Annotated in this window: 23 protein-coding genes; 1 reads left to right on the top strand and 22 read right to left on the bottom strand. The window is 52.8% G+C overall.

Annotated elements, in window-relative coordinates:
• Positions 1–22 precede the first annotated feature (22 nt).
• From G598_RS0112235 to G598_RS17900, 22 genes are all read right to left on the bottom strand, one after another.
• Positions 23–718 carry an iron-sulfur cluster assembly scaffold protein gene (locus G598_RS0112235; RefSeq protein WP_080657032.1) on the bottom strand — a complete coding sequence of 232 codons (696 nt, stop codon included), beginning with the start codon at positions 716–718 and terminating at the stop codon, positions 23–25.
• Between the two features lie 181 nt (positions 719–899).
• Positions 900–2,429, bottom strand: coding sequence for a 2,3-bisphosphoglycerate-independent phosphoglycerate mutase (gpmI, locus tag G598_RS0112230; protein WP_026767203.1), 1,530 nt, complete (start codon positions 2,427–2,429; stop codon positions 900–902).
• A 32-nt stretch (positions 2,430–2,461) separates the two neighbouring features.
• Complete coding sequence (gene tpiA / locus G598_RS0112225; RefSeq protein ID WP_026767202.1) at positions 2,462–3,211, bottom strand: triose-phosphate isomerase; 750 nt, start codon at positions 3,209–3,211, stop codon at positions 2,462–2,464.
• 278 nt (positions 3,212–3,489) lie between these two features.
• The gene (locus G598_RS0112220) at positions 3,490–4,683 is read right to left on the bottom strand and encodes a phosphoglycerate kinase (protein WP_026767201.1); all 1,194 of its coding nucleotides are present in this window, start codon (positions 4,681–4,683) and stop codon (positions 3,490–3,492) included.
• A gap of 160 nt (positions 4,684–4,843) precedes the next feature.
• On the bottom strand, positions 4,844–5,854 hold the full coding sequence (gene gap, locus G598_RS0112215; protein ID WP_014425549.1) for a type I glyceraldehyde-3-phosphate dehydrogenase: 1,011 nt from the start codon (positions 5,852–5,854) through the stop codon (positions 4,844–4,846).
• Between the two features lie 344 nt (positions 5,855–6,198).
• Positions 6,199–7,599, bottom strand: coding sequence for a thioether cross-link-forming SCIFF peptide maturase (gene scfB, locus G598_RS0112205; protein ID WP_026767199.1), 1,401 nt, complete (start codon positions 7,597–7,599; stop codon positions 6,199–6,201).
• 69 nt (positions 7,600–7,668) lie between these two features.
• Entirely contained in the window at positions 7,669–7,806 is a 138-nt protein-coding gene (gene scfA / locus G598_RS19060) for a six-cysteine ranthipeptide SCIFF (RefSeq protein WP_065813989.1), read from the bottom strand.
• A gap of 80 nt (positions 7,807–7,886) precedes the next feature.
• Positions 7,887–8,666 (bottom strand): histidinol-phosphatase HisJ family protein, encoded by a 780-nt coding sequence (locus tag G598_RS0112195; protein WP_026767198.1) that lies wholly within the window; start codon positions 8,664–8,666, stop codon positions 7,887–7,889.
• 15 nt (positions 8,667–8,681) lie between these two features.
• A complete protein-coding gene (locus G598_RS0112190; protein WP_157833339.1) occupies positions 8,682–9,113 on the bottom strand; it encodes a hypothetical protein in 432 nt (143 codons plus the stop codon).
• Positions 9,114–9,135: 22 nt separating this feature from the next.
• Positions 9,136–9,945: a hypothetical protein gene (locus G598_RS0112185; RefSeq protein WP_026767196.1), complete on the bottom strand. Its 810-nt coding sequence runs from the start codon at positions 9,943–9,945 to the stop codon at positions 9,136–9,138.
• 111 nt (positions 9,946–10,056) lie between these two features.
• Positions 10,057–10,701, bottom strand: coding sequence for a zinc ribbon domain-containing protein (locus tag G598_RS18710; protein ID WP_026767195.1), 645 nt, complete (start codon positions 10,699–10,701; stop codon positions 10,057–10,059).
• Positions 10,702–11,563: 862 nt separating this feature from the next.
• Complete coding sequence (locus G598_RS0112175) at positions 11,564–13,024, bottom strand: glucose-6-phosphate isomerase (RefSeq protein ID WP_026767194.1); 1,461 nt, start codon at positions 13,022–13,024, stop codon at positions 11,564–11,566.
• A gap of 223 nt (positions 13,025–13,247) precedes the next feature.
• Positions 13,248–13,415 carry a hypothetical protein gene (locus tag G598_RS20060; protein ID WP_157833338.1) on the bottom strand — a complete coding sequence of 56 codons (168 nt, stop codon included), beginning with the start codon at positions 13,413–13,415 and terminating at the stop codon, positions 13,248–13,250.
• Positions 13,416–13,442: 27 nt separating this feature from the next.
• Positions 13,443–14,036 (bottom strand): nucleotidyltransferase family protein, encoded by a 594-nt coding sequence (locus tag G598_RS0112165; protein ID WP_037364215.1) that lies wholly within the window; start codon positions 14,034–14,036, stop codon positions 13,443–13,445.
• A complete protein-coding gene (locus G598_RS0112160; RefSeq protein WP_026767192.1) occupies positions 14,033–14,875 on the bottom strand; it encodes an FAD binding domain-containing protein in 843 nt (280 codons plus the stop codon). Before G598_RS0112160 ends, G598_RS0112165 begins: the two co-directional genes overlap by 4 nt.
• Complete coding sequence (locus G598_RS0112155) at positions 14,869–15,336, bottom strand: (2Fe-2S)-binding protein (protein WP_037364213.1); 468 nt, start codon at positions 15,334–15,336, stop codon at positions 14,869–14,871. Before G598_RS0112155 ends, G598_RS0112160 begins: the two co-directional genes overlap by 7 nt.
• Positions 15,337–15,351: 15 nt before the next feature.
• The gene (locus tag G598_RS0112150) at positions 15,352–17,460 is read right to left on the bottom strand and encodes a xanthine dehydrogenase family protein molybdopterin-binding subunit (RefSeq protein ID WP_026767190.1); all 2,109 of its coding nucleotides are present in this window, start codon (positions 17,458–17,460) and stop codon (positions 15,352–15,354) included.
• Positions 17,461–17,472: 12 nt separating this feature from the next.
• Entirely contained in the window at positions 17,473–18,462 is a 990-nt protein-coding gene (locus G598_RS0112145) for an XdhC family protein (protein WP_026767189.1), read from the bottom strand.
• A 218-nt stretch (positions 18,463–18,680) separates the two neighbouring features.
• On the bottom strand, positions 18,681–20,363 hold the full coding sequence (locus tag G598_RS0112140) for a phospho-sugar mutase (protein WP_026767188.1): 1,683 nt from the start codon (positions 20,361–20,363) through the stop codon (positions 18,681–18,683).
• A 459-nt stretch (positions 20,364–20,822) separates the two neighbouring features.
• The gene (locus G598_RS0112135) at positions 20,823–22,163 is read right to left on the bottom strand and encodes an MATE family efflux transporter (protein ID WP_026767187.1); all 1,341 of its coding nucleotides are present in this window, start codon (positions 22,161–22,163) and stop codon (positions 20,823–20,825) included.
• Positions 22,160–22,915 carry a YdcF family protein gene (locus G598_RS0112130; RefSeq protein WP_026767186.1) on the bottom strand — a complete coding sequence of 252 codons (756 nt, stop codon included), beginning with the start codon at positions 22,913–22,915 and terminating at the stop codon, positions 22,160–22,162. The genes G598_RS0112135 and G598_RS0112130 overlap by 4 nt, the downstream gene beginning before the upstream one ends.
• Before the next feature lie 393 nt (positions 22,916–23,308).
• Positions 23,309–24,211, bottom strand: a complete 903-nt coding sequence (locus G598_RS17900) for a flagellin (RefSeq protein WP_051180283.1) — start codon at positions 24,209–24,211, stop codon at positions 23,309–23,311.
• A 297-nt stretch (positions 24,212–24,508) separates the two neighbouring features.
• Between G598_RS17900 and G598_RS0112120 the strand changes: the two genes are divergently transcribed.
• Positions 24,509–25,660 (top strand): MFS transporter, encoded by a 1,152-nt coding sequence (locus G598_RS0112120; protein ID WP_026767185.1) that lies wholly within the window; start codon positions 24,509–24,511, stop codon positions 25,658–25,660.
• The last annotated feature ends 348 nt before the right edge of the window (positions 25,661–26,008 follow it).

The raw sequence follows: 26,008 nt of genomic DNA, 5'->3' as shown, positions 1-26,008 counted from the left end.
ATTAACTTCGGAAGGTAGATTATTACTCTTCGCGCGGGTCAATCGTCTTAACAGCGTCAGCGAAACGGCCTTTGGTGCTGGTGTTGGCTTTGATGGCTTCGTTAGCATCTTTGCCGGCACGTACAGCTTCCATAACTTTGCCGAGCTGAACAACTTCGTAACCGATTACGCGGTTTTCGCTGTCCAGACCGAGTTTCGTTACATAGCCTTCTGCAAGTTCGAGGTAACGGGGACCCTTCTTGAGCGTGCTGTAGAGCGTACCCGTCTGGCTGCGCAGACCTTTACCAAGGTCATCGAGGCCAGCGCCGATGGGCAGACCGTCATCGGAGAATGCAGTCTGGGAACGGCCATAAGCAATCTGCAGGAAGAGTTCGCGCATAGCGGTGTTGATGGCATCGCACACGAGGTCAGTGTTCAGGGCTTCGAGAACCGTGAGGCCCGGCAGGATTTCTGCAGCCATTGCAGCAGAATGCGTCATACCGGAGCAGCCGATGGTTTCAACGAGAGCTTCCTGGATGATGCCGTCCTTAACGTTCAGGGTCAGTTTACAGGCACCCTGCTGCGGAGCGCACCAGCCAATGCCGTGCGTCAGGCCGCTGATGTCCTGTACGTTCTTGGATTTTACCCATTTGCCTTCTTCAGGAATGGGAGCAGCACCATGGTGTACTTCCTGGGCTACGCATGCCATGTCTTCCACTTTTTGTGAATAAGCAATCATTGTTCGTATTCCTCTCTTTTTCTAAAATATAACACTAGAGGTCTTGCCCCAAAGCAGGAGAACATAAGAGGGCTAGCATGGAGCGGTCACCGATAACATCGATGAACCTGCTCCCCGGGGATGCCACCGGCATCCCGCGCTTACGCGCCCTTGCTCAAGGGAGCTGCCTCTGTCCTGCTGATTAGAGTTCCACCAGGTTCTTGCCCGTCATTTCGGCCGGAATCTCTACGCCTGCCAGCGTTAAAAGAGTCGGTGCGATATCGCAGAGGGCGCCGTCCTTAACGGACTTGACGCGGTCGGATACCACGATGAACGGTACCGGATTGGTGGTGTGTTTGGTGAAGGGCTGGTCGTTTTCGTAGTCCATCATCTTGTCGGCGTTGCCGTGGTCAGCGGTGATGCAGACCTCGCCGCCAACTTCGCGGATGGCGTCTACGAAACGGCCAACACAGTTGTCTACCGTTTCCACAGCCTTGATTACAGCTGGGAATACGCCGGTATGACCAACCATGTCGCAGTTTGCATAGTTGAGGATGATGAAGTCGTATTTGCCGGATTTGATGGCTTCGACAACTTTATCCGTAACTTCCACAGCGCTCATTTCCGGCTGGAGGTCGTAGGTTGCAACCTTCGGGGACGGAACGAGGATGCGGTCTTCACCCTTGTAGGGTTCTTCCACGCCGCCGTTGAAGAAGAACGTTACATGAGCGTACTTCTCGGTTTCAGCGATGCGCAGCTGGGTCATGCCCTTGTTCTGGATGATTTCGCCCAGCGTGTTATTGATGGATTCCGGCGGGAAAGCTACGAGAGCGTTCATGCCGTCTTCATACTGGGAGAAGGTAGCGAACGGAATCTTCAAATCTTCGTCGCGTTCGAAACCGTCAAAGCTTTCATCCACGAAGGAATGCGTGAGCTGACGGGCACGGTCCGGACGGAAGTTGAAGAAGATAGCGCCGTCGCCATTCTTCATGCCTTCGTAGCCTTTGACTACGAACGGCACAACGAATTCGTCGTTTACGTCATTGTCGTAGCTTGCCTTGAGGCCGGCTACTGCAGAATCAGCGCTAACGCCTTCTGCATGGGTGATGGCTTCATAAGCCTTGACTACGCGTTCCCAACGGTTGTCGCGGTCCATAGCGTAGTAACGGCCGCTGACGGTTGCAATGCAGCCAGCACCGATTTCTTTGCACTTTGCTTCGAGTTCTTCGAGGAAAGGCTGTGCGCTCTGGGGCGGTACATCACGGCCATCGAGGAAGGCATGTACATAGACTTCCTTGATGTCGTTTTTCTTGGCCATTTCGAGCAGCGCATAGAGGTGCTCCTGATGGCTGTGCACGCCGCCCGGAGAAACGAGGCCCATAAGGTGCAGGGCGCCGTTCTTTTCCTTCACGCCGTTGACGATGGACAGCAGAGCTTCGTTCTTGAAGAAGTCGCCGTTCTTGATGTCGCGGGTGATGCGGGTCAGCTGCTGATAGATGATGCGGCCGGCACCGATGTTGGTATGACCAACTTCGGAGTTGCCCATCTGACCATCCGGCAGGCCGACGAATTCGCCGGAAGCCTGCAGCTGGCTGGTCTTGTAGTTGGCAAGGAGTCCGTCGAGTACGGGCGTGTTAGCTACCTGTACAGCGTTGTTCTTGTCGGTTTTATCACCGAGGCCACAGCCATCCATGATGATGAGGGCCACCGGTGCATTTTTAAGAGTTGCCATGTTTTTTATATGCTCCTTCTAAGAAACACAGATTAGAAGTTAACGATAGCGCTGAAGTCTTCAGCCTTCAGGGAAGCGCCGCCTACGAGAGCACCGTCAACGTTCGGCTGCTGCATGAGGTCTTTGATCGTAGCCGGTTTTACGCTGCCGCCGTACTGGATGCGGATAGCGTCAGCTGCCGTCTGGTCGAATTTCTTGGCAACAGCTTCGCGGATAGCTTTGCAGACTTCTTCAGCCTGGTCAAAGGTAGCCGTCTTGCCCGTGCCGATAGCCCAGATCGGTTCGTAAGCGATAACGAGTTTTGCAACTTCGTCTGCTGCAAAACCTTCGAGAGCAGCGTTAATCTGAGCAACTACATGGTCGATGTAAGTGCCAGCTTCACGGATTTCGAGGCTTTCACCGCAGCAGATAATCGGCGTGATACCAGCAGCGAAAGCAGCACGAGCGCGCTTGTTTACGCCTTCGTCCGTTTCACCGAAGTAGTCACGGCGTTCGCTATGACCAAGGACAACGTAATCTACACCGATTTCGTTGAGCATGCCCGTGGAGATTTCACCCGTGAAAGCACCTTTTGCTTCCCAATGTACGTTCTGTGCGCCAACGTGGATGTTGGTGCCTTTTACAGCTTCACAAACGGAGGAAAGAGCCGTAGCCGTCGGGCAAACCACAACGTCTACCGTAGCGTCCTTAACGAGAGGAGCCAGAGCCTTTACGAGCTCAACGCCTTCCTTAATCGTGTTGTTCATTTTCCAGTTACCGGCAATAATCGGAGTTCTAGCCATTTATATAGCCTCCCAGCAATTTTATTGTTATAAGACCAGTTAGCGGTAAGAACCTCATCCACCGCTAACACGGTCCCGTACGGGGTGTCCACCGGACACCCGCGGCAAAGCCGCCCCCATAGGGGAAGGCTTTTACTTTTATTTCGAAAAGATAACGCGTACTCGTTGCCCGGCGCCCAAGGAAGGGCGCAGGCGGACGTAAATCCCGTGATGGGATTTCAGTCCGCGTTTTCTTTTGGATACTTTTCTTTGCGCCAAAGAAAAGTATCACCACTTACTTATTTGTCTGCGATTGCAGCTACGCCCGGCATTTCTTTGCCTTCGAGGAATTCCAGCGTTGCACCGCCACCGGTGGAAACGTGGGAAATCTTGTCGGTGAGGCCGGTCTTCTTGAGGGCTGCTACGGAGTCACCACCGCCAACGATGGAGATAGCGCCTTCGTCCGTTGCTTTGGCAACAGCTTCAGCCACAGCCAGGGTGCCTTTAGCGAAAGCGTCGAATTCGAACACGCCCATAGGACCGTTCCAAACAACCGTCTTAGCGCCTTTGAGGGCTTCCACATATTTTGCAGAAGTCTTTTCGCCAGAGTCGAGTGCCTGCCAGCCATCGGGAACTTTGTCCACGTCTACCATCTGGGTATTGGCATCAGCAGCGAATTTGTCGGCGATAACGAGGTCAACCGGCAGGATTACTTCTACGCCCTTTTCTTCTGCTTTCTTCAGGAGTTCACGAGCCAGGTCGTACTTGTCCGGTTCGCAGAGAGATGCACCGATGGGCAGGCCTTTAGCTGCATCAAAAGTATGCGCCATGCCGCCGCCGATGATGATCTTGTCGACTTTTTCAATCATGTTGCTGATTACGCCGATCTTATCGGAAACTTTAGCGCCGCCGATGATAGCAACGAACGGATGCTGCGGAGCTTCCAGCGTCTTGCCGATGTAGTTGATTTCTTTTTCCATCAGGAAACCGGCAACAACTTCCACATACTGAGCGATACCAGCGTTGGAAGCATGACCGCGGTGGGATACACCGAAAGCATCGTCAACAGCAACGTCAGCGAGAGAAGCCAGCTGTTTTGCAAATTCGGGATCGTTCTTCTTTTCAGCCTTGTGATAACGGAGGTTTTCGAGAAGCAGAACTTCGCCCGGCTGGAGATCAGCAGCAGCTTTTTCCGCAACTTCGCCTACGCAGTCAGAAGCCCATTTTACATCTTTGCCGAGGAGTTCGGACAGATGTGCAACGAGGTGCTTCGTGGAGAACTGGGGCTCACGAGCTTCGGTCGGACGGCCGATGTGGCAAGCCAGGATTACAGCAGCGCCGTTGTCCAGCAGGTAGTTGATGGTCGGCAGCGTGCGAACCATACGGGTGTCGTTGGTGATGTTCTGATTTTCGTCGAACGGAACGTTATAGTCAACGCGGACAAATACTTTTTTGCCCTTAACGTCAATATCTTTCAGGGTTTTCTTATCCATTTATGTAAACCTCCAAAAATAATAAATTGAGGCCCGGCCCAAGTTTGCCAGGCCGGACCTCAATCGATCTTCGTAGTATGAAGTTGCGGAAACGCTGACTAACTCAACCGCTCATCTTAACGCTTTCGTCTAGCCATCGTTTCCTTGCTACATCAAATAATTAGCCGAGTTCAGCGAAGTATTTGATCGTGCGAACCATCTGGCTCGTGTAGCTGTTTTCGTTGTCGTACCAGGATACAACCTGTACCTGCGTGCCACCTTCAACGGGGTTAACCATCGTCTGCGTAGCATCGAACAGGGAACCGAAACGCATGCCAACGATATCGCTGGATACGATTTCTTCTTCGTTGTAACCGAAGGATTCCGTAGCTTCCTTCTTCATCTGAGCGTTGATCTGTTCAACCGTAACGTCGCCCTTAACAACAGCGTTGAGGATCGTCGTGGAACCAGTCGGGGTTGGAACGCGCTGTGCAGCACCGATCAGTTTGCCCTTCAGTTCAGGAATTACGAGGCCGATAGCTTTAGCAGCACCCGTGGAGTTCGGAACGATGTTGCAAGCTGCTGCACGGCTGCGACGGAGGTCGCCTTTACGCTGCGGGCCATCCAGAGTCATCTGGTCGCCAGTGTAAGCGTGGATCGTGCACATGATACCGGACTGAATCGGAGCCAGGTCATTCAGAGCCTTAGCCATCGGAGCAAGGCAGTTCGTCGTGCAGGATGCAGCGGAGATAACCTTGTCTTCCTTCGTCAGGGTTTCATGGTTAACGTTGTATACGATAGTCGGGAGGTCGTTACCAGCCGGAGCGGAGATAACAACTTTCTTAGCGCCTGCAGCCAGATGTGCAGAAGCCTTTTCTTTGGAAGTGTAGAAACCAGTGCATTCGAGAACTACGTCTACATCATGCTTGCCCCAAGGAATGTCTTTTGCATCCTTTTCAGCGTAGATTTTGATTTCTTTGCCGTTAACGGTGATGCTGTCTTCGCCAGCCTCTACCTTGTCAGCGTACTTGTACTTACCCTGCGTGGAATCATACTTGAGCAGGTGTGCGAGCATTTTCGGGCTCGTGAGGTCGTTGATTGCAACTACTTCATAACCCTCTGCATCGAACATCTGACGGAAAGCGAGACGGCCAATACGGCCAAAACCATTGATAGCAACTTTTACTGCCATTTGAAAAATACCCCCTAAATTTTTTAGAAGTTTCAGTTCTTACAACGTCTATAATACAATAACTCCCCCTCAAATGTCAATCTTTTTATCATAAATTACAGCAATTATTCGATGAATAACAAGGATTTTTTTCAAAAAATTCTCAACAACGATATAACAAGAGTTTTTCATGGGCAAAAACGAGGCAAAAACAATAAAAAAGCCTCCCCCAGGGGAAGGTGGCACTGCAAAACCGTAAATGATGTGCATGCGTATCTATTGCCTTGACACCTCATCCGTCAGCCTGCGGCTGCCACCTCCCCCTCAAAAGGAAAGGCTTGATTACGATAAATTTTGTTTATGTTTTATGCGGTTTCGTCTTCTTTTTCCAGTTTTTCCAGTTCGAGCATGGCCTGCACGTAGATAGCGCACTCGAGGCGCTTCTTCTGGATTTCGCAGCCGACTTCGTAAGGCTTACGGATGTCGCCATGGAACAGGTCGGCGTTGGCATGGCAGCCGCCGGAGCAGAAGAAACGGGACCAGCAGTCGCGGCATTTTTCCTTGTTGAGCACATGGCTTTCACGGAAGTACTGAGGCAGCTTCGTATCCGTTACACCTTCGTCCAGAGAGCCTAAGCGGTAGCCTTCGCGGCCCACGAACTGATGGCAGGGATAAAGGTCGCCGTTTTCGGCCACAGCGAAGTATTCGTGACCGGCACCGCAGCCGGACAGACGCTTAGCCACGCAGGGACCGTTAGATAAATCCATATTGAAATGGAAGAAGAAGAAACCTTTGCCCTCGCGATGACGTTTCATATAGGCATCGGTGAGCTTGTCGTATTCTTCATTGATACGGGGCAGGTCTTCCTCGGTAAAGCCCAGCGGGCTGTCCTTTAAGACCACCGGCTCCATGGAGAGAATATCGAATCCTTCATCGTTCATGGAGAGCACGTCTTTTGTGAAGTCCATGTTGTTCTTCGTGTAGGTGCCGCGCAGGTAAGTGTAGACACCGCGGTAATCCCAGTCGCCACCCTTGCGGGAGTCAAGGCACTTGTGGAAGTTCTTGATGGCTCTATCGTAGGAACCATTGCCGCCCACATCGGGACGCATGGCGTCATGGACTTCCTTACGGCCGTCGAGGGACAGCACGAGGGAGAAGTCGTTGTCGTTAAGCCATTTGATGTTTTCATCATTTAAGAGCAGGCCGTTGGTCGTCAGCGTCAGCTTGAACTTCTTGCCCGTTTCCTGTTCGCGCTTGCGGGCGTATTCGGTCACGGCCTTGACGGTCTTCATATTGATGAGTGGTTCACCGCCGAAGAAATCCATTTCGAGGTGCTTTCTAGGGCCGCTGCTCTTAATCAGGAAGTCAACGGCCTTCATACCGGTTTCCGGGCTCATGATGGCACGCTCCTGACCATAGCTGCCGCCGTCACCGAAACAGTATTTGCAGCGCAGGTTGCAGTCCTGGGCAATCATCAGACACAGGGATTTTACAAGCCCCTTCTGCTTGAACGTCGGCGGTACGTCGATATCCGGCGCAAAAAGTTCGCCTGCGTCCATCAGCGCATGCAGCTCGTCGAGTGCTTCAATCAAATCGTCCTTTTTATAGGTATTTTCCCAGGCGCTTATCACTTCGTCATCATTTTCGCCCGTGAAGGTGTCCATGATGTCGTAAATCATTTTATCGATAACGTGCACAGCACCGCTGTTGATATCGAGCAGGATATAGGTACCGTTTTGCACGAATTTATGAATCTTCGCTTTCATTACAACTCCTAACTTTCGCAAACACAAAAGGCCCTCCCAGGGGGAAGGCCCGTAATATAAGCCAAGCGCTTACTTTTCGCAAACCTGATTGCCTACCGTGCAGGAAGTCTTGCATGCGGACTGGCAGGACGCCTGGCATTCGCCGCAGCCACCAGTTTTCAGGGTCTTCTGCATAGATGGTTTGTTGACCGTCTTGATGTGCTTCATCATTTAGCCCTCCTATCAAAAAATAGAATCTCCTATATATGATAGCACGTTAAGTGCCATAATACAAGGAGATTCACGAATTATTTCAGACTATTCACCATACGCTGCTGGTTGAAGGTGACCGGCGTGAGCTTTAAGCCTTCAGCAAAGTCATATGCCAGCAGGAGGTGTGCCCCCACTGCTTCCGGCGTATGGGCATCGGAACCTAAGGTAACAAACCTGCCCCCCAGTTCCCGGTAGCGCTGATAGATGGGAATAAGGCTCGCCAGTGCCTGCCTGTCCCCCAGCCTGCGGGTATTGATTTCCATGACCACATCATTTTCGATGGCATTTTGAAGCACCGCATCAATTTCATCGGCAAATTCAGCATAACGGATATCGGCATCTGCATAGGGTGCATAACGGCAGATGTAGTCGATATGCCCCAAGGCATTGGCAAAACTATGCGCCCTGATGTTCTCTGCCATCTGCACGAAATAGCGGTGATAGGCTTCCTGCTTGTCCTTCCCTTCATAATAGTCGGGATAGTAGATATCCAGATCATCCACCATATGCTGAGAGCAGATGATGAAATCAAAGGGCACCTGCCGGGAAAATTCCTCGCTAAACTCGCGGGTACTTTCCCGCATGCCGATTTCCACCCCCAAACGCAGGGTATCGCCCTGCAGGCTGCTGTATTTCTGCCAATAAGCCTGCGGGTCAAAGGAAAATACCTTGCCTTCCTTGCTGGTGTAATCCGCATCCAAATGTTCCGTAAAGACAAGGCCTATCCCCTGCCGGGTCGCAGCAGATAGTGCCTCTGCCGCCTTCATCTCGGAATCGGCGGAAAACTCCGTATGGATATGACTGTCAAATAGCATAACTACCCCTTAGCATTATTTTTTCTGGCTGTTGTCTTCCGCTTCCTGTTTCAACGGAGAAAGGGCAAAGTTCTGGAGGTTGCCTTTTTCATCAAAGAGGAAAATGCAGCGCACTACCGGCTCCTTGTCAAAGGACATCAGATACATCATCTGGTCGCCCTGATCGAAGCGCGTCCAGCCCACGAAGCGGGAAGCCTGATATTTGCCCATATTCTTGGCCATTTCTTCACTGATGGACGTGATTTTCTTGTCATCAATTTCCTTCTGTGCCTCTGCCCCCATGAGCTTTAAGGTATCAGCCGGCTTGTTCTTCACCAGCATGGTGTCAATCCAGGCCGCTGCCTTTGCCTGCTGGGCAGCCATCGCATCGGACTCCGGCGATGCCATAGCCGCTGCCGAGACGCTCAACAGTGCACCTAAAACCAAAGCTGTAATTTTTTTCTTCACAATAATCACCTCATAAAAAAAGTCACATGGATACATCGGTCACGATGCCGTCCGTTGTGTAAACATAAATACTCTTGCCGTTATGGTTGAAGACATACTGCTTCATGGTCTGTCCGTTGTCGCTGTTTTCACTCACACGGGCAGGTTTGCCAAAAGCGGCTGTTATATTATCTTCGCTGTCACCCGGCCGAATTCCTCCATATTTTCCCTGAGAAAGATTTTCTGCGTGTTTTTGGGCGTTTTCCTTGTCCAGTTTCGCTTCTTTCTCCGCCTCGGCATTCATGGCGATAATCAGCCGCTGAAAGGGCACGATTTTATCGGCCAGTTTTCCCGTATATCCCTCCGGCATATCCTGCACGAGGGATAGGAGCTTCCGGTCGGCATGCACATCCTGGTTCGTCATATGCCCCCTGTAGCTGGCTGCCTGCTCCATCGCTTCAGCATAAGCCAGCAGCATGGGCGCATCCGGACAAGCCCCGTCCAGCTTTTCCACCAGCTGTTCATCACGAAACTCCTGTAAAAGATGCACCGCTTCTTCCGCTTTTTCCCGGTCAGGATGGTTGATATTCAACTGGGCAAGGATTGCTGCCGCCTGTTCATAGCGCTGGGTCATATTCTCCCGCTGGTCGCGGTCGAAGGTCGAGACGGTGTTGCTTTTCGCGCGGCTGTCCATCTCCCCATAGCCCGCAAAGCCGCCGATAACGCCCACCGACAATGCCAGCAGCGCAAAGAGCGCCGTTCGTCTGTAGTCATGCTGGCAAAAATAACGGCCCGCCACCAGCAGAAGGAGTACCGGACATACAATAAGCAGGCATAGTGCAAATAAAGACATCAAATTCCCCCTGTGTAATCGTTTTGCAATTCGGTTTTCATTAATTATAACATAGCAATCCGCAAGGGAAAACGGGGCTAAAGTCCCAATCCCCTTGCGGATTACGGTCATTTATCCTTGCAATTCGACTTCACGGAAGGACGTTACCGTGCCGCTTTGCACAGCATCGATGAGTTCGTTGATAATCTTGGGGTCGGTGTAGTCAAAGGGCAGGAAGCAATGCTCTGCCTGATTATAGAATGCACGCATTTCATTTTCAATACCACGGATATCGGCTTCAAGTCTGGCCTTGCGCCGTTCATGGGCTTTGCCCGCCTGCACGTAGGAAACGCTGGTCACGCCGAGCCAGACCACAAAGAAAAAGGTCCACGGCACACTCGGGAAAAAACCGGTGAGAATCAAATAGAAGAACAAGGTCGCAATCCCGCCGCCGATGGTGTAGTTGCTGAGCTGCGGTTCGGCGTTCTGGGAACGCATCAGCCACAAATCGCCCAAGGTCGCATATTTGCCGCGGATATGAGCAAAGTAGGCCTGCAGGCGATGAAGCTCGGAAAGCATGCGCTCTTTTTCCGGCGGCACATCCTCAAGCTGCTGCAGAGCAATCAGTTGGGGCATGGCTTCTAAAATCTGCCTTGCTCCATCATCACCCACAAAGCGAGTCATTACATCTTCTTGTCCGGCTTCTGCCGGTTCGCCACAGAAGGTACATTCTTTGACACCTTCTTCAATTATACAGCCACATTTCTTGCAAATCATTGTTCTTCCTCCTTTCTCACCGTTTAGCATTCTTTTGCTATATATCGGTGAAATTCGTCAATGATTAATAGGGTTATGCAAAAAAGTTTTGATAGATATTATTTTTCGCTATAGAGAGAGAAATCCCTGCTAAGAGAATGATTTTTAATTGAAAATTAATAAATTGCAGTTTGCCGGCAAGTTCGTGATAAAGGTATCCAGGTCATACGTTGTCAGGGGCGAACGGGGGAGTACTTTTTCTGATTCCGCTAAACGACCCTCCCTGACAGAAATCGCTGTTTAGCTATATGCGCCGGGCAGGCCGGCGGCGCGTCTTTCAACGTGCTTTCTAGTTGCTGCCTGCGTCGGGCCGGCCTTCACTGCGTTCAGGCAGTCGCTCCTACAGAAAAAGCACTCCCCCGTTTGCCCCAAGTTACGGATTAGCCTATTGCCACGAACTCGCTCCCCTGTAACAAGAACATCGATGTACTTGCTGCTTATCACTACGAAAATGACGGTTTGTACGGACATCACTTAGGGCAGAGGTGGTGATGCTTTTCGTCGTGGAACGACTGTCCGAACGCAGTGAGGACTGGCCCACAAACGACAGTTTCTAGAAATTGAGCTGAATATACGCGCCGCCGGTCTTGCCCGGCGCAGGTGACTAAAAAGCCCATATATTTCCTTGTGGGTCATTTCGTGCAACGGCGAAAAGTATTACCACCTCTGCCCAAACTGAGCTGTAACAAAAAATTTCAGCACGTACTAGCAAACTGCAATTTTATATCGCCTGTTGCTATCGCAATATGTTGCTAAAAAGGGCGGTGTGTTCTTGTCACAAGAACACACCGCCCCTCTACTGCGTATTAACTTTTAGTATATTTTATTTCTGGTTTGCAGCTTTAACTTCAGCCAGTTTCGGGCCCATGATGCGTTTGTAGGATTCTACGCCGGGCTGGTTGAAGGCGTCTACGTTGGACAGTTCCCCTTCGTAAGCTACGGACATAGCCAGCATGTAGAGGAGCTCGCCGAGGTGGTAAGCGTTGAGCTTCGGCAGGGTGAAGCAAGCGTTGTAGCGCTTGTTGGAAGCCAGCGCGTCAGCGTTGGACTGACGGGCAACTTCGAGTGCCTGACCCATGGTTACGCCGGAGATATCGGACAGCTTCTTGGCTTCCGGGAATACGTCAGGAATCGTGAGGTCATTTTCCCAGTCAGCCAGACGGATGAACTGAACAACTTTGTTGAGCTTGCCTTCCTGATGCTGCTGCGTCTGGGAATGCATGTCCGTGGTACCAACAGCAACGAGCGGCGTACGGCCGTAGCAAACTTCCTTGCCGTCCTTGTTGTACTGTTTGCCGAGGGATTCAGCCAGCAGCTGGATGTACCATTCGGAAACGGACTTCATGTAATCGCCATACGGCATCATGACTTCGATGTCGCGGCCATGCTTTTCAGAAGCGGCAAACTTCAGCGCAGCATTGAGCATTGCCGGGTTCTGCCAGAGGTCATCATTCTGGCAGGCTTTATCCATATCGCGGGCGCCTTTGAGGAAGGCTTCGATATCAAAGCCCACGCAGGCAGCCAGCGTCAGGCCGACTTCGCAGAAGATGGAGAAACGGCCGCCCACCCCATCGGGTACAGCGTACTGCGGCCAGCCTTTTTCAATAGCCAGCTTCTTTAAAAGGGTCTGTTTTTCCATGTTCGGGTCGGTTACAGCAACCACTTCCACATCGATATCGCCGAGTTTCTGCAGGGCATCGTAGATGACCATGAAGTTGCTCATCGTGTCGAGCGTGCCGCCGGACTTGGAGATAACGAGGAGCAGCACTTTGAGGTTGCGCTTTTCGTGGGATTTGGTGACTTTCGCGCTGTTTTCGAGATAGTGGATGATGTCACCCGTACGGCGCGGGTCAATGTTCTGGCCGCTGAAGATGATTTTCGGGAAACCGTTGCGTTCTGCTTTCGGCAATTCGTTCCAAAATTCACCGCAGTGCACATCAAAGATAACCTTGTCGCCCAGGAAGGAGCCGCCGATACCCAGAGATACAACGAAATCCACATTGTCCTTTACATGGTCGGTCAGTTCCTGCAGGTGCTTCAGGGAAGACGGGCTGTTGAGGTGGCCTTCTTCAATATAGGGCAGCTGGGAGAACAGTACCTTTTCCGGCTCGCCGTCCTTGGACAGATGCGCACGGATAAAGCCCTTCTCACGCATAACTTTCATGGCTTCGTGAGCCTTCTTCAAATCTTCTTCATAGCTTTTCAGGTCAGCTTCCGTAACCTTACCTTCGCCATACAGGTTTTCGTAATCAAACTCAAAACCGGATGCAAGCTTCAAACTCATTGTCTACACTCCTCTAGTTCATTCCATAAACAATATCATTCTATATCGTTATTGTTACATACGAATTTATTATAACGCAGTTGTTCAAATTTTACCATAGGCAAAATCACTTATTCGCGTTTCGTCGATTCGACATAACGCAGTTGTTCTGATTTTGCCATAGGAAATTATGTGACGGTACACAAAAATACTCCCCAAATCGTTATATTGAACTTCTCAAGCCTTACTTCTGTTGCAATGATGATTCTTGACCGTTTTTCTCATACACCCTATCGCTGAATATACGCTCACTTGCCTGCCATGCAGAATTGATAACACTTTTAGTCGGGTCGTAATCTACTGTCTCCACGCTCATCAAGTCAAGCAATACATGAATCATATCATCCGTCATAAAAGGCCTATCAACCGCCTCTGCTATTCACTGTGTCATCCTGCACAGGAATTCGCGCAGCCGCTGAAAATCCTCCGGCGTATCGGCATCCAGCAGGATTCCTTCATGGGCAGCTTCCACAAACGCCTGCGGCTCGGTTTGCAGTGCGCCCTTCAGGCCCCCGTCGCCGCGATAGGACAAAATGCGGCTCCATACGCTTTTACGCAAAAACACGGGATGGCCAGCCTTTCCTTTATAAGAAGGGCGCACAACCTGTGCGGGAACCGCCGCCATCTTGGCCAGCAGTGCGGCATCGAACAGCGGGATATCCGCCGGTGTCAGAAAAGTACCGGTGCAATCCGCCGGCAGCGCTTTTATCCCCAGCTTCACGGAAGCAAACATATCGCTTGAGGCGTAGTCCGGATTGCGTACAAAGCCTATCCGGCCCGGAAATTTTTCCGTCAGGAAATCCTCCAGAAGCTGCGCGTCCCTGCCGGTCACCACCAGAATGGGTTGACAGCCAAATAGGCAGAAATGGCCGATGACGTGCTCAATCAGCGTTTTTCCCGCCAAATCCAGCAAGGGCTTGAACGCCCCCATACGGGAAGACAGTCCGGCGGCCAGTATCAATGCCCCGTTCATAAGCACAGGAAATCCTCCAGCAGATTGAGGCATACCTGACGGCGATAAGCCGCTGTGGAACGCTGGTCGTCAATCGGCCGCAACAGCCTTCCATATTCCTGCACGATTGCCGTGCGCCTTGCGGCCAGTTCCGTCAGGCTCAGGCCCTGCATCTTTGCCTCGATTGTCCAGCTGCGGATGACCGTTGCCCCGACAGAGCCAAAGGCAATGCGCACATCCTGCAATACATTCCCTTCCACCTTGCAGAGTCCGGCAAAGGAGATTTTCGCTATGGCCTGCGCTTTTCGCGCGCCTGCCTTGAATCGTTGCAGTTTCGTCATCTGCTCATAGGCAGCGCAGGGAATTTCCACCGCCAGAACCATTTCCGCTGGTCTCAGCGCAATCCTGCGCACCCCCTGAATAAACGCCTCAATGCCGAGCCTGCGTGTCCTGAGCTTTCCTTGTTCATCCAGGTGCCCCATCACCAGTATCGCATCCAGGACATACAGAAGCGGCAGGGTATCGCCAGCCGGGGACGCATTGCAGATATTGCCGGCTATCGTACCCACGTTGCGGATGGCGGGGGATGCAATCTCCTGCATGGCCTCGCGCAAAATTGCCGGAATCCGTTTATCCCCGATAAGCTGTGCATAGGTACAGCCGGCCCCAATCCGCAGAACGTCCTCCGTTTTTGACACTTCACGGAGTTCGTCAATTCCCTGCAGATAAATCAGCACGGGAGCCGTCCGGCCGGACGGCATGATATCGGTGCCGCCAGCCACAAAAAGCGCCTCGGCCTGTGCCTGCTGTTTCAGGCGCAGGGCTTCCAGCACAGAGCCTGGCCTATAGGTGGTCACCATAATCCCGCCCCCTTTTCTGCCGCCATGCGGACTGCCGCGATAATCATATTATAACCCGTGCAGCGGCAGAGATTTCCTGAAATCGCCTCGCGTATTTCGTCCTCCTGCGGATGTGGGTTCTTCCGCAGCAAAGCTTCTGCCGCCATAATCATCCCCGGCGTGCAGAAGCCGCACTGCACCGCTCCGGCTTCCCCGAAGCACTGTTCGAGCAGCTTATATTTTTCCGTATCGCGGAATCCCTCCAGCGTGAGCACGCTTTTCCCCTGCACATTCGCCAACGGGGTGATACAGGAATTCCAAAGCATTCCATCCACCAGCACCGCACAGGCACCACATTCTCCCTCGCCGCAGCCTTCCTTGGGGGCATGGAGACCAAATTCCTCCCGCAATACGTCCAGCAGGCGGCTCTGCGGCGGCAGCTGGCTTGTGCATTTTTTGCCGTTTAAGATAAAGTCCAACATTTTTCCCACCTCTGCTTATTTCGCTTCCGCCGCCAGAATGCGCTCCGGCGTCAACGGGATATTCGGATAGGTCTTGCCTGTGGCCTGTTCAACTGCGGCTGTATAAGCAGGTGCACCGCCCAGCAGGGTCAGTTCGCCCGCCCCCTTGGCCCCAAACGGGCCGTCCGCATAGAAATTATCAATAAAGGCGATTTGATTCGGCACCGTATCCATGGCCGTAGGAATCATATAATCGGTAAAGCTGTTCTGACGGATTTTCCCCGCCACGGACTCCATCTTTTCCATGGAGCCATAGCCGATTCCCTGCAGCATGCCGCCTTCAGCCTGTCCCAGCATCACGGTGGTATCGATGACCTTGCCCACATCAAAGACACCCCAAACGCCCAGCAGTTTTGTCATGCCGGTCAGGCGGTCTTCCTCCAGCTCGACGACATGGATTCCCCAGGAATACGCGGGATAAGCATCGCCGCTAAACTTGTCCATATCCCAGGGAATCAGCTCTGGCGCTTCGTAGTCCGCCACCGCTTCCTGCTCCCTGCCGCTTTCCCAGCCGGCCTTCAGTTTCCTGGCCGCCCGCTCCACGAGCTTCCCCACAATCGTCAAGGACCGGGAAGCCACCGTCGGCCCGGAATCCGGCACGCGGTCGGTATCCGGATTTTGGAAGATAATCCTCTCCAGCGGCAGGTCCAAAACCGCAGCGACAATCTTGCTGAATGTCGTCTTGAGGCCCTGGCCGATATCCACGTTACTGGCCAGTATTTCCACCGTATCATCCGCATATTTGCGCAAGATCACGCGTGCGTGCAGGATATCTTTCTCTGCAGAACCGGTAAAACCACAGCCATGCAGAAATAGCGACAGGCCGATGCCCCTGCGGTACCGTCCCGGCTGCGGCTGCGAATAGGCCGCATATTTGCGGCTGTAAGCAGACATTTCCTCGGCCTTGGCCAGCAAATCCGGAAGGGGCACATACTGATGGAACCTGCCGCCGGTCACCGTAGCGTCGCCCTGCTGCACCATATGCATCTGCCGGAACGCCAGCGGGGTCATCCCCACCTTGGCCGCCAGATGATTCATCAGGGATTCTATGGCAAAAATACTCTGGGGAGCGCCAAAGCCACGAAAGGCACCATTGGGCACGGTATGGGTGATAACCGCCCGTCCATCCACATCGAGATGTTCGATTTTATAGACACCGGCCGCCACATTCAACGAACGCTGCAGCACCACGCTGGACAAGCCCGGATACGCTCCGGCGTCTAAACAGATATCGGCCTTGAGCGCGATGATGCGGTGCTGTGCATCCAGGGCTGCAACGTAGTGCAGCCTGCTCGGATGGCGCTTGGTGGTAACCACCATATCCTCCCGGCGGTCATGGACGACACGAACCGGTGCCCCTGCTTTCTTCGCCGCTGCCGCCGCCTGACAGGCTATGAGCGAAGGATAATCCTCCTTGCCGCCAAAGCCGCCGCCGGTCACTTCCTGTACCACGCGGACATGCCCTTCATCCAGCCCCAGTACGCGCATCACGGCATCTTTCACATAATACGGCGCCTGCATCGAACCAAAGACATGCATTTTCCCATTCTCGGCATCCCATTGCGCTGTCATGCCCTGCACTTCAAGATAGGCCTGCTCCTGATACCCGGTCGTGAAGGTTTCCTCCACCACCTGTGCCGCCTGTGCAAAAGTCGCTTCCACATCCCCCTTGCGGTAATGATAATGCGCGGCCATTTCCGTGGCCTCATCCAAGGTCAGCACGGCAGGCAATTCCTCATAAGTTACTTTCGTCTCCCGGCACAGGCGCCGGACCGTTGCCAAATCAGGCCCAGCCAGCAGCAGGATTGCCTCCCCGACAAAGCAGACTTCATCCACGGCAAAGATGGGCTGTTCATTCGTAACAACAGGCAGATGATTGTCATACAGGTCACGGCCGCCCACCGCCACATACCCCGCAGGCAAATCCGGCAGCTTTATGTCCAAAATCCGGCCATGCGCGATTTCCGAGCGCACAAACGCAGAATAGAGCATGCCCTCCAAGCGTTTGTCGCACGTATATTCTGCCCGCCCGGACATCTTCAGCCGATGGTCTTTCCGCTCAACGGCTTTGCTGATATCTTCCATGACTATCCCTCCTCAACGCGGCTTTGCCGGTTCCACATACTCCAACAACACATCGACCATACCGCCGCATACCATATGCCCGGAAACAGCATCATCACCACGCATATCCACCTGTTCCCAGACATCCTGCGTTTCTTTTTCCGCCAGCATCTGCCGCCCCCGGCGGATAATCCTTGCTTCAATCATGCCGCCACCGATGGTTGCCACAATATGCTCCGCAAAAATCAGCATCTTCGTCCCGACCGCCCGAGGTGCCGAACCCTTGCGGCGTACGATGGTCGCCAGCACAAACGGCTCGCTGGCCTTCACTGCAGCCGCAATGAGCTTTTTAGGGAAGCTTCCCGCTCTCCTGCCGAATTTTATCAGCTCGGCCACAATCGCCACAGCGATTTCCCTTTCCGTCTCAGCACCAATGTCCAGACCAATCGGCGCATGCAGCCGGGCTATTGCCGCTGCCGGAATACCTTCTGCAAGCAGTTTTTGCCGCAGCAGCTCCGTCCTGCGCCTGCTGCCCATGACACCGGCATAGGCAAAATTCTTTTGCAAAATGGCCCTGAGGCAGATTGCATCATATTGATGTTCCCGGGTCAGAACCACAAAATAGGTATTGTCCCCTCCCGGAATTTTGGCCAGTGCCTGACCAAAGTCTTCCACCAGCACCGTATCTGCCCCTGCCCTGTGCGCCGCCTCGGCATAATCCGGACGGTCCTCAATCACCGTGATATGGAAATCCACCATCTGTGCCAGCGCAATCACCGCCAGTGCCACATGACCGGCACCGCAGATGATTAGTTTCCTGTCCGCAGGCACAGGTTCAACCAGCAGCGCCGCCGAATCGTTCACCTGCCCCCAAAAATCTTCTGCACCACGCTGCCATAAGACCTTCCCGTCAGACAGCAGTGCTTTGGCCCCGCGCTTCGGGCCGGCCAACAGGGTAATCACTTCATTTTTGCCGCCTGCCGGCAGCTCCTGTAACGCCAAAAACAAGCCCCTATCCAGCATATTCCCACCTGCTTTATTGTCGCATCATTCCTGTGAACCGCATCTTTACTATCTTATTCTATCCTTAGCCAAACTATCCCTGCCTGCTAAACCGCATTGTCCAAACTATCCAAACAGGAAATAGATAAAGCCCCCCATAAGCCGGATTTCCTGGTCTGACTTATGGGGGGCTGCAGTTCTCAACACCCGGTGAGACTCTTTTTCATTGATTATTTTACTTAGGACAGATACGGCTTAACCGCTTCGGCCATCTTGTCTTTGGCCGCCTGTGCTTCGGCGAGGTCTTTGCCCTTCGTCGTGTAGTAAGCCTTGATTTTCGGCTCGGTGCCGGACGGGCGAATGATGACGGAAGAACCGTCCTCAAATTCATAGGTCAGCACGTTGGACTTGGGCAGGCCCGTAGCAGCGCTGTCGAGGTAGTCGATAACCTTGACAACCTTCTTGCCGGCCAGTTCCTGGATCGGGTCTTTGCGCAGGGATTCCATCATGCCCTTCATCTTGTCCATGCCGGAAAGGCCCGGGAATTCAAAGCTGTCGACCTTGTTGAGGTAACGGCCATACTGGCTGTAGATTTCTTCGAGGCGCTGTTTGATGGACGAACCCTGGCTGCGATAGTAAGCGGCCATTTCACAAATCAGCATGGAAGCGACAACGGCATCCTTATCGCGGACATAGGGGCCGGCGAGGTAGCCATAACTTTCCTCGAAGCCGAAGATGAAGCGTTCCACTTCGCCCTTGTTTTCCAGACCGAGAATCTGGTCGCCAATCCACTTGAAGCCCGTGAGCGTATGACGCAGCTCTACGCCATAATGCTTGGCCACGGCATCAGCCAGCGGCGTGGACACGATGGATTTAACGGCTACAGGGTCTTTGGGCATGGTGCCTTTTTCCTGACGGCCGGCGCAGATGTAATCGAGGAGCAGCACGCCCATCTCGTTGCCGGAAACCAGTTCATAGGAGCCGTCCGGGCACTTCATGGCGATGCCCACGCGGTCAGCATCCGGGTCGGTGGCGAGCATCAGATCTGCGCCCTCTTTCTTGGCCAGTTCCACGCCTTTTTCCATCGCGGCGAGGATTTCCGGGTTCGGATAGGAGCAGGTCGTGAAATAGCCGTTGGGATATTCCTGTTCCGGCACAATCGTCACATCATCGATGCCGATATCGCGCAGCACGCGGGTAACGGGCACAAGGCCGGTGCCGTTAAGCGGGCTGTAGACGAGCTTCAGACCGGCCGTCTTGCAGAGGCCGGGGCGAACCTGGCAGGCCTCGATGTTTTTATACAGGCCTTCCTTACAGTCTTCCCCGACAAACTTAATCAAGCCTTTCTCCACGCCTTCAGCAAACGACATATATTTTGCGCCGGTCAGCACATCGGTTTTCTGAATGGCGTTGTAAACGACGTCTGCGGCATCGTCCGTCATCTGGCAGCCGTCCGGGCCATAGGCTTTGTAGCCGTTGTACTTGGCCGGGTTGTGGCTGGCCGTCACCATGATGCCGGCATTGGCCTTATAGAAACGGGTGGCAAAAGAAAGGGCGGGTACCGGCATGGGCTCATCGTAAATGCGCACGTTGATGCCATTGGCGGCTAAAACCCCTGCCGCTTCCTTGGCAAAAGTCCAGCCTTTGAGACGGGTATCGTAGCTGATGGCCACCGTCTGCGTGCCGCCTTCACCTTTTACCCAATCGGCTACGCCCTGCGTGGCCTGACGCACAACCCAGATGTTCATGCGGTTCGTGCCGGCACCTAACGTACCGCGCAGGCCTGCTGTACCAAACTGCAGCGCAGCTGCAAAACGCTCTTTGATGGCTTCGTCGTCACCTTCAATGTCCCGGAGTTCCTTGCCCAGGTCGCAGTCAATGAGGTCAGCACCCAGCCAGCGTTTGTATTCATCTTGATACATAATAAATCCACCCTTCTTTAGTCTGAATCAATATATATGTATCATATACGACAACCGACAGAAAAATCCTGCCTGAAAATGTAAATCCCGGTAAAATGTTACAAATGTCATGATAAAAATTGCAAATGCAAAAAAGCACTTGCCTGTAACCTGGGCAAATGCTAAAATATAAACAAAAGAAGGCGCCGCCTAGCGGTTGCCCTCACAAGTTAAATTATCACTTCGATAAATAACCGCTCAGTTGGCCAGACTAGGAGCGGTTATTTTTCACTTCTACGACAATCATCCAAATCAATAGCAAAACTACGATTGTTTCAGCCATAGGCGCCGCCCCCTTTCCAGAAGGCGAAACCGCTAAACAGCACCTGCAACAAGTATAACAAAATTATCCTTGTTGTCAATAGACGTAAACCGGGAAGACCGCATTCGCCTTAGGAGAATGCGGTCTTCCCGGTTTACTTATACGCTGTATTTTCGTTTAAACGTCCGCCGCGTCCAGAAGAACGCAATGGCGAGCGGTATGCACGAACCTGCCCAGGCCATAGGGTTGGCGACGCAGGCGCCGAAGTAGCCCCAGATTTCGCAGAGGAAAATCGCGGCCCCGGCACGCATCAAGAGTTCCATCACACCTGCAATGGTGGGCACGACGCTTTGGCCGAGGCCCTGCAGGGTATAGCGGAAGATGAACAAAAGCGCCAGTATCCAGTAGTTCACGCCGTTGACAATCAGGTACATATGCCCCATGTCCACGACTTCCTGCTGGCCCTCACCGACAAAGAGTTCCATGATGAAGGGGCCGGAGAGAATCAGCACAACTGCCGCGAGGATACTGAAGCCCACGGACATATAGCTGCACTTTTTCACACCCTCAGCGATGCGGTCGTATTTCTGTGCGCCATAGTTCTGCGCAGTATAGGCCGCCATGGCGAGGCCAAAGGACATCATGGGCATAAGGGCGATGGAATCGACCTTCTGTGCCGCCGCATAGGCCGCAACGGCTGTCGGGCCAAGGTTATTGAGCGCCACCTGCAGGATTACCGCACCGATGGCGATAATCGAGGACTGAAAGCCCATGGGCAGGCCCAGTTTCAAATGCGCCTTCAGCACCGGCCAGCTCACCTGCCAGTCCTCGCGGTAAGTGCGGAGCACCGGCACTTTTTTGCAGATGTACAGGTAGCAGATCACATTGCCCAAAAACTGCGCCACGATGGTCGCCAGCGCCGCACCGGGAATGCCCCAGCCCAATACCAGAATCGCAATCGGCTCCAAAATGATGTTGATGATCAGCGCCGTTGCCAGAATCACCGTGGGCATGCGGCTGTCGCCGAGCGCCCGCAGCAGGTTGGTCTGCGTCTGCAGGCAGACGAACATCACGATACCACCGAACACGATACTGATGAAGGAGTACGCCCCCTCCAAAATCTCCGGCGGGGTCTGCATCCAAATCAGGAGCTGACGGCACAGCGAAACGCCCACAATGGTCAGCACCACCGCTTCCAAAAAGGAAAGCACGGCACAAGCAGCCGCGCTCTGCCGCACGCCTTTATAATCCTTGGCACCGTACCGCTGACCCGTATAAATGGTAATCCCCGTGGAAAAGCCAATCACAAAGCCGAGCATCAGAAACATCAGGCTGCCGGTACAGCCCACCGCCGCCAGCGCCTCAACGCCCAGGAAACGGCCCACAATCAAGGTATCCACAAAGGCGTATAATTGCTGAAAGATATTCCCCGCAATCAGCGGCAGCGTAAACATCAGAATCAGCCTTGCAGGACTGCCTTCCGTTAAGTTTTTCGTCATTCAAGGTACCTCGTAACAAACGCCCGCAGAACCTCCTGCAGCACAATCACATTATCGTCCAGCGCACTCACGCTGGGCTTTAATTTATTGTAATGGAAATCATGCCGCAGATTTGCGCGATAATCGGCAGGGTACGCCGTAACCTCGACACCGCATTTTTCAAAATTCAGCACGGAACGACGCATATGAAACGCTGAAGTCACCAAGATGGGCTTTTTCAAATCATGCTGCCGCATAAGTTCCGTGGAAAACTGCGCATTCTGCGTGGTGTTGATGCTTTTGCCCTCCACGATGATCTTGTCCTCAGGCACGCCCAAATCCTTTAGGATTCGGCTCGCAATCACCGCTTCCGGGCCGCTGTCGCTATAGACCTGCCCTCCCGAGAGGATAATGGGCACATCGAGCTTTTTCTGCAGACGGACTGCTGTCAGCAGACGGTTGGCCGGCGAAGAACAAAGCGTCCCCTGCCCGCTCACATCCGGCGTATCGGGAAACGCCCCGCCGCCGAGCATAATCACGCAATCCCCCTGCGGATTTTCCGGCGGCTGATAAGTTCCTTCCAAAGCCCCCATCAGCCGCTCGGATACCAAGCTGGTACACAGGAGATAAAACACAAACACCAGAGCTGCAAGCATAGCCGCCAGCCTCTTTTCCTTTTTGCGATAGAGCCGCCAGGCCACAAACCACAACGCGAGGAAAAATATCCCCGGCGGCAGTATCCATGCGGCGCCAAACTTTAATAAATAAACCATTTTATTCTTCTCTTCCTTTGTTATAATGACCATCGGACAGTTGATACGCCGGCTTTCCCCTAACGGGGAGGTGAGAGCCATGACGCTATATGAAAAACTATCCTTATTCTTTGCCTTTCTGACGCTGATTGTCTCTTTCCTTGGATTGCTGAAGTAACTTTCGCATGAAAAAAGCCGCCTAAGCGGTACGAGGCGACCTTTCTCCAAATTTACTATTAAACAAAACAGGGAGAGTCGACGTTACCACACATCAACTGTCCTTTTGGTATATTCAATTATACCGTATTGAACTTAAATTTGCAATATTTCCCCACCCACTTCGTCACGCGCAAGGATAGCAAAAAACCGCCACATTTCCATGCAGCGGCATTTGCTATCCTTGCGCTATTCCGGTCAGGACAACATATTGTATGCTGCGCCCCGGCTGTGATTGTTGAGCGTCCCCAGCATTTGCTGGCTGAAATTCTGCAGTCCTTGCTTTACGGCCCACATAGCCATCTGGGTTTGGTTTTTGGCGCTGGCATTGTTCACCGATTCTGCGGCAATATCCGTATCATCGCTGGTCGACAGTGCCGACTGAAGGTTTTCCTCCATCGTCGTGTAATTGGCCGACTGATAATCCATGCCCTGCTGCGCTGCACCGATGTTCGTAGCCTGGTCAAGCGCCTTATTCAGCGCTGCATCTACCGTGTCGAGTGCCTGCGAAAGTGCCTTATTGAGCACTCCGTCTTCCGTACCGTTTGGCTGTGAAGGATCGCCTAATGCTCGATTGACTTCCTGCAGATTGATGGTGCTGTTGCCCTGACTGTCGGTAAGGCCAAGCCCCTTCGTGCTCATATCGCCCAAAGAAACATTGTCATAACCATCAATCCCGGCCACCGTCACCGTCTGACTGCCATCTAAGAGCTTCTGCCCGTTGTATTCCACCTGCGCGTTGGTATTGATCTGGGAAAGGGTCTGATTCACCGATTCCTGCAATGCGGCAACATCTGTACTGCCATTGGTGCTGTTAGCTGCATTGATCAGCGTTTCCCTCAAGGAGGAAAGCGAGCTGACGGTGTTGTTCACCGCACCCGAAGCCACATTGAGCATAGAATTGGCCGTCTGCGTATTGGAGTTGGACTGGCGAATCCCTCCCAAATTATACTGCATTTTCTGTGCAATCGCATAATCGGAAGCGCCATAAGCCGCACTGGAGTGCTTGGAGCCGGTCGCAATCCGCTGAATGCTCTGAGATTGCAACGAATGGGCACGATTCAGCTGATTAAGGGAGCTGTTGATACCGCTGATGCTCATAAAAATCTCTCCTTTCTTACAAAATTTTGGAAGAAAAATCCCATTTCCTGCTGCAAATCGTTGATATAAAAAACAAATACACTTCTATGCATATATTATACCCCCGAAAAGCATTGAGCGCAATAAAAAAATAGGAAAAAAGGCCTAGTCCATGTAGGAAAAAAAGCCTAGTCCACACCTGTCACAAGCAACAGGCATGCAATATACAGACGCGTTGGCACCTCAGCAGGATAAACGCTTGTCCGTGGCGAATATATGCAAAAAATTCTAAACCTAACGCACGCAGGAGGTGATACCATGGGAAAATCAGCCTATTGGGCTAAGAACGATTTATCGTTGTTATTTCTGTTATCCATTTTCATGAACGGTTTTGAGACCGGCGGCTATCAGGCAGCCCTTCTCTATGTCGGACAGGAATTTGACCTGTCCATCGGCCAGCAGGGCCTGCTTGCCGCCGTCCAACTCTTTGCCACCATGATTGCGCCGCTGCTGCTCGGCCCGCTGGCCGACAGGATTGGCAAAAAAATCATGCTGGTCTTCTTTACTGCCGCCCGCACCCTATCGGCAGCCATCATCTTACTGGCCACCAACTCCCCGCTTTTTGCCGCAGGGATTTTCGTGCTGGGCTTTGCCTGCAGCATCGTACAATATGTGGCCATTGCCGGTATGCAGGATACCTATCCTCAGACCCGCAACCAGCGCATGGGCTATATCACGGCGATGTTTGCCCTCGGTGCCGTCATCGCCCCGCTTATTGTCGGCCTTTCCCTCGATACGCCTTGGGGCTGGCGAGGCTTCTTCGTCCTGAGCGCCCTTATCTTCCTCGCGCTGACCGTCCTGCTGGCCAGAGCTGATTTTACGCCCCGCGAAGAACCCACCCCCGCAGAACTTGCCCAGATTGAAGGCGGCATGCACTTAAAAGGCGTAACCTTACTCTGTGCCATCATGTTTATCTATGTGGGCGTGGAAAACGGCTTCTGCTTCTTCCTGAACAGTTTCATGGCCGACACCATTGATTCCGCCCGCGGCTATCTGGCGCTGTCCCTGTTCTGGCTGGCCATGATTCCCTCGCGCTTCCTCTGCGGCTGCTTTGCTAAGTATCGCAGCCACCTCATCTACATTGCCCCGCTGGGCGCCGCCATCATGCTGGCGCTCCTGACCTGCCTGACGCAGGAGATTCTCGTCTTTCCCGCCGTTTTCGTCTTTGGTTTCTTCTGCGGCGCCGTCTATCCCAATGTGCTGACCTATGTGGCCGACTTTGCTGGCGGCCGTACCGCCACCGTCACCGCCGCCATCACCGCCGCGACCGGCATCGGCGCTACCGTCATCTCCGCCTCCTTCGGCTTCCTCCACGAACAATTCGGCTTCACTGGCGCTTTCCTTATCCTGGCTGCCCTTCTCGCCCTCGATATCCTGATTGCAGCAATGGTACCACGGCTAAAAAGATAATTCTTCCGACAAAAACAGTAAGGAATGAGCAGCATGAACTATTACCTTGTTGATTACGAGAATGTAAGAGCAGCAGGCTTTGATGGTGTTGAAAAATTAACCGAAGAAGATATTGTCGTAACGTTCTACAGCTTGAACCTCCCCCACTTATAGAAGTGGGGGATTCTTGAGAAGTTTGATACACGGACTAACGCCCGACAGACATATCCCAAAGGAGTTAGCTGTCAGGATACCCTTATTCTCAATGGGCTGTCCAAAAGCCCTCTACACAGTTCTTCGAAATCGAAGTTCTGCTTACTTTTGCGAAGTATGTTTGCCGCCCCGTTGACATCGGCATTTGCAGTTCTG

This window comes from Selenomonas ruminantium subsp. ruminantium ATCC 12561, assembly GCF_000424065.1.
In the GTDB taxonomy this organism is placed as follows: Bacteria; Bacillota; Negativicutes; order Selenomonadales; family Selenomonadaceae; genus Selenomonas_A; species Selenomonas_A ruminantium.
Note: the sequence above shows the minus strand (reverse complement) of the source record. Positions and strands in the feature narration are given on the sequence as shown.